General features: G+C 42.4%; 7 protein-coding genes and 1 pseudogene. 3 read left to right on the top strand and 5 right to left on the bottom strand.

Annotated features, from left to right (window positions below; genetic code table 11):
• Positions 1 to 298, top strand: a 298-nt coding sequence (locus tag VTH8203_RS24900; RefSeq protein WP_208617777.1) for a hypothetical protein, incomplete at its 5' end; no start/stop codon positions are given.
• Here VTH8203_RS24900 and VTH8203_RS25615 read toward each other — a convergent pair.
• The 3 genes from VTH8203_RS25615 to VTH8203_RS19120 are packed head-to-tail and all read right to left on the bottom strand — an operon-like array spanning position 193 to position 1,508.
• Positions 193 to 486, bottom strand: coding sequence for a DUF3429 domain-containing protein (locus tag VTH8203_RS25615; RefSeq protein WP_096995069.1), 294 nt, complete (start codon positions 484 to 486; stop codon positions 193 to 195). The two genes, VTH8203_RS24900 and VTH8203_RS25615, sit on opposite strands and share 106 nt — an antisense overlap.
• 15 nt (positions 487 to 501) lie before the next feature.
• Positions 502 to 819 carry an AzlD domain-containing protein gene (locus tag VTH8203_RS19115; RefSeq protein WP_096995070.1) on the bottom strand — a complete coding sequence of 106 codons (318 nt, stop codon included), beginning with the start codon at positions 817 to 819 and terminating at the stop codon, positions 502 to 504.
• Positions 816 to 1,508 (bottom strand): AzlC family ABC transporter permease, encoded by a 693-nt coding sequence (locus VTH8203_RS19120; protein ID WP_096995071.1) that lies wholly within the window; start codon positions 1,506 to 1,508, stop codon positions 816 to 818. Before VTH8203_RS19120 ends, VTH8203_RS19115 begins: the two co-directional genes overlap by 4 nt.
• A gap of 171 nt (positions 1,509 to 1,679) precedes the next feature.
• Here VTH8203_RS19120 and VTH8203_RS19125 point away from each other — a divergent pair, with 171 nt between their 5' ends.
• Positions 1,680 to 2,471 (top strand): hypothetical protein, encoded by a 792-nt coding sequence (locus VTH8203_RS19125; RefSeq protein WP_158296195.1) that lies wholly within the window; start codon positions 1,680 to 1,682, stop codon positions 2,469 to 2,471.
• A gap of 22 nt (positions 2,472 to 2,493) precedes the next feature.
• On the opposite strand, the gene VTH8203_RS19130 is transcribed toward VTH8203_RS19125, so the two are convergent.
• Positions 2,494 to 3,120 (bottom strand): EAL domain-containing protein, encoded by a 627-nt coding sequence (locus VTH8203_RS19130; protein WP_244181261.1) that lies wholly within the window; start codon positions 3,118 to 3,120, stop codon positions 2,494 to 2,496.
• Positions 3,121 to 3,569: 449 nt separating this feature from the next.
• Positions 3,570 to 4,280, bottom strand: a pseudogene (locus tag VTH8203_RS19135) (lipase family protein); the annotation flags it as partial.
• Between the two features lie 62 nt (positions 4,281 to 4,342).
• Between VTH8203_RS19135 and VTH8203_RS25620 the strand changes: the two are divergent.
• Positions 4,343 to 4,476 (top strand): transposase (locus VTH8203_RS25620; RefSeq protein WP_158296196.1); only part of this gene is annotated, 134 nt, incomplete at its 3' end.

The following is a 4,476-nucleotide window of genomic DNA, read 5'->3' on the forward strand; positions in this document are numbered from 1 at the left end:
AAATCGCTTTCTTTCGATATTTTGGAACAATCACAACGTGATATTTGCAATAATGTTTAACGTGAGCTTGGCTCTGCCAGTCTCTCATATGACCTCCTTTGAACTTGCCGGTTCTATAAAGGAGGTCATTTTCCCATCGATGCACGCTGTTACGGCAGAGCCTTTTCGAGTCACACCGCCAGAGGCGGTGGTTTACCAAGTTTCAATTAAAATGACTAACCAAGCCATCAAACAGATTAGATTACTTAGCAGCAACATAGGTAGGGCGAAAGGGCTGCTCTCATCTGACAAAGCATGAGACCATAACACACCGCAGAGGAAGCTGAGAATCGTTCCACTGTAGGCGATGTAAATGAGTCTTACATTAAGTCCAAATAGTTCGGCACTCGCATTCAAACTTGCAATGCAAAGTGCGAAAGGAATTAACCCAAGATAACCCAACCAGTTCATCGTCCTGATGATTTGGTGCTGCTCCTTAGCTTTCATAACGGCTCCGAATTACTACTTGAATATCAACAAGTTTAAGACGAGAAATACTAAGATGCTAACTATCGTAGTGAATAAAACGTTTTTGGTTCTCCAAGCCATTGCGATGGCGAAGGTAGCCGCTAGCAAATATGGCAAATTATCCGACAGTGAGAGTCTTCCGTGAGGAAGAAAAACAATCGGCCCCCAAATAGCGGTCAGGACGGCAGGGCTGGCGTAACTAAGACATCGCTGGGCTGAGCTGCTCAACCGCAACGGTACTTTTGGTTCGAGGAATAAATATCGGCTGAGGAAAACAATACCAGTTAAAACTAAAATGATTACATAGGTCATCGCTTTAGCCTCTCTTCACTCAAATAGCCCACGCTCATTCCTATCAGACTTGCAAGCACCAACCCCATATCAACCTTGAGCGCTGCAAATACCACCGAAGCAAGCAAAGCGGATAATGCAGCTAAAAAGATAGGTAAGGATTTAATGTTTGGAACCACAATAGCGATAAATGTCGCGGCGACAGCGAACTCGAGTCCATATTGCTGTAAATCGGGGATCTGAGAACCAACAACGATGCCAATCAGAGTAGCAATATTCCATATCAAATAAAATGAGAATCCTGCGCCTAAGGCATACCAGCGGTCGAACTTCTTGGGATCATGATGTCCACAGAGCGCAAAAAGTTCGTCCGTGAGCAAAAAGCCTAATAGGAGGCGCCACCGAAAGGGAAGGGCTGAAATATGGCTTCTCATGGAAAGACCATATAAGAAATGTCGTGACGTAATGAAGAAAATGGTAATGACCATTGTCAGCAACGTGGCACCGGACTTAATCATACCCATAGCGACTAATTGAGCAGCCCCTGCAAACAAAATGGCGCTCATTGCTTGGCCTTCTAACGGTGTTAGTCCCGAATCAATCGCAAACGATCCAGCAAGAAACCCCCACGGCACTACGGCAAGACTGAGTGGCATCATGGCGATGGTGCCTTGCAGTAACGCTTTGAATCTATTTGAAGAACTTTCCATATCACACTCCTTTGTAACCCAGAGATTGTATTGTTAGCGTCAATTTTCAAGGGTGAAGGCATATGAAATCAAAATTATTTTTGTACGCGGCGTCTTGTTACTATCTCGCACCTTATTGTTTTCAGGAACCTTTCACAATTCATGCGTAACTTAATGCTTTGTTTGATATTCATGAGCACTGTGTGTGCTGCCAATGAATCGAAAATATCAACTGAGGAACAAGAACGAGATGAAGACATCGGTCGAACTTTGCCGTTTTTTGGTGATCGCGTTCGTACCAAAGGAATAAAACTTCCCAAGCCTATCGGATTGTCTCTGTTTACCCACCAGCAAGAAGATTTAATGAGTCTCAGTGATTTCGAGATAGAAGGAGAATCAGTCGCAGACCTATTACCTGATGGCGTAAGCCAAACTGTCAATACCACCAGCATTATAGCGTTAAGAGGAGATGTGTGGTTACTGCCGTTTTGGGGGTTCAATGCCATGATCGGTAAGGCGGTGACCACGTCTGACGTGTCGATTGGAGTCAATGATTTTTATAATGGTAATCTCGCTAAACTCGAACTCAATGGGATGGCGACCACATCAACCATCACTTCGATTGGTACGACATTGGCTTACGGTCACAAACAGTTTTTCACCACAATAGACGCGCAATACGTATCAACTTCAGTGTCAGGCGTTGGGGTCAGTCTTGAAGCTTTGGTAGTGACATCATTGATAGGCCTAAATATTGGTGATAGTGGCTGGAAAATTGTTGTTGGCGGCCAATATCAAGATTACCAAAGGCAGTTAAAGGGACAACTTGGTGACATGCAATTCAGTGCGAAACAAACATCGAGTCGCTGGTCTACGATGGTAGGGATGCAAAAAGAGTTCAGTGAAAATTGGGAAGCCTCTTTGATGGCTCAAAGTGGTAAAACAAGAGAAGGGGTAACATTTATGTTGGGTAAGCGCTTTTAAACCACCTGTCGTAGTTGGGGTACTAAGGCAGTTGGCATAGCGAGATGGTATCCCTGAAAAAGTCGATATTAAGTTGTTTCATAGCCGCTAATTGCTCTTTGGTCTCTACACCTTCTATGACGGTTTTTGCACCAGAATGTTGGGCGAGTTTTATTGCGGTGAGAAGCGCACTTTGGTTCCCCTCCATGTAGTCGAACAGTAATTGACGATCCAATTTCAGTATATTGGGTTTGACTTGCTCAACCCGTTCGGGACTTGATTCTTTGCATCCGAAATCGTCGATCGCTATTAAGAAGTCTTCTTCGCCTAATTGACGCGCTGCACAGGCCAAGGTTCTCGCGCTAAAGGCGGTTAATTCTACAAGTTCAACAACCACCCTTTTTTTATCAATTTGCAATGCTTTTAATCGAGACAGTAATAATGATGCTTTGAGCCCTTCAGCGGCGAGTCTTTCGCAAGAGATAGGTAAGAAATTAAGGAATATAAGACGATTTTTATACGAAGACATACTGAAGTTACGCAGATGTATCGCCCGACTTAATCTATCGACATTGAGCTGGTCAATTAAAGAAACATCATCATTTTGAAAAAATAAGTGCGGTGGAACAGGCTGACCATGTTGATCAAATAACCTAACCAACGCTTCCATGCCTATTATCTCATTTCTAGCGTTGAAGATAGGCTGAAATACGCTTTTTAACGTCAAGTGTTTATAGGTTGCTATACAACAACCTGTGCAATCGAGCTTAATTCGTTGGGCAAATTGTTGTTTATCGACGAGCAGCATTGACAGAGTTTTGTGATTGAAATTAAAACCATCATGGCATGTAGCGGTAAGATGTCAAATTCCGTAACTCAATGATATGTGTGATAAATATCACTGTTTGTTGGCTTGCTAAGTCCATAAAAGATACCCTTTTCATAAGAATGGTTGTTTTTGACTATAAAGTGATAAATTTCAGTATGAAAAGTGCACAAATTTTGGGTAATTCAGAGGTTAATCATTTAGCTGTCTTATATTTGAGACAGAGTGAGAATTCATGGTGATAAGAAGCATTATTTTTATGGGGTGTACAGTTATTTGAAATATCTCTCATTTTAGCGCTCGTCAAAGAAGTCTTTGTTTCTTATGTATTTACTCATTAAATGATAGGAAAAAGGTCGAATTAACCAAGACACTAACGAGCGTCCAAACCTGACTAATGAAGGGGTGTTTTCATAGATTCGACCGTTATACAGCCACAACATTTTACCTACGTGCCAGTAAGAAAAAGGGATTGGAGGTAAAAAGGTGACGACATCCAGATCGCAGCAAATTCGATAGGTTTTATGTGCTAATTTGAAGCGTTGTTTAAATCGATAGCCACCAATGGCAGGTTGTCCAAAAGTGACAATACGTTTGATAGATTTCGGATAACGCTGCTCAAGAACATCGGCGATAATGCATCCGATGGCTCCACCTGAAGAATGCCCGGTTACAGCAATACGTTTTCCACTTTCTATTAGTGCTGATGCAATGCTTATCGTGCGCTCAAAAACCGATAGCCCGAGTTGGTCTTTTTTGTGAGTTGGTTGACTCTCTTGATTGAGAATATAGTGAAAGCCAGCATGGATGGAATAGTTGAGCCCAAAGTCATTGCACGAGCGCTTCCACATAGCGAAATTGAGTAACCAATCCGCTAGGCTATGCGATCCTTTTATTACAATAACGGCTTCTTCTTGATCCTTACTCCAAAGGATTCGGATAACCGTTTTACCCGTTCGATTGGCGATCACTCTTTGTCCATTAGGGTCGAAACCCCCCTGTGTCAGGATAGTTGTCGCCCTTAATCCTCAATAAAAGTAAAACAGGGAGCGGTAAGTTTAATTAAGTGAAGCGTTATTCAAAAGAGCATAAGAAAGCAACTATTCGCAGGTTTGTTGAAAGTGGTTTATCCTTGCGGGAGTTTGCAGATAATGAAGGTATGCATATCTCTACTCTGCACGATTGGAAGAATAAGTATTT

Origin of the sequence: Vibrio thalassae, assembly GCF_900089835.1 — a bacterium.
Lineage (GTDB): Bacteria > Pseudomonadota > Gammaproteobacteria > Enterobacterales > Vibrionaceae > Vibrio > Vibrio thalassae.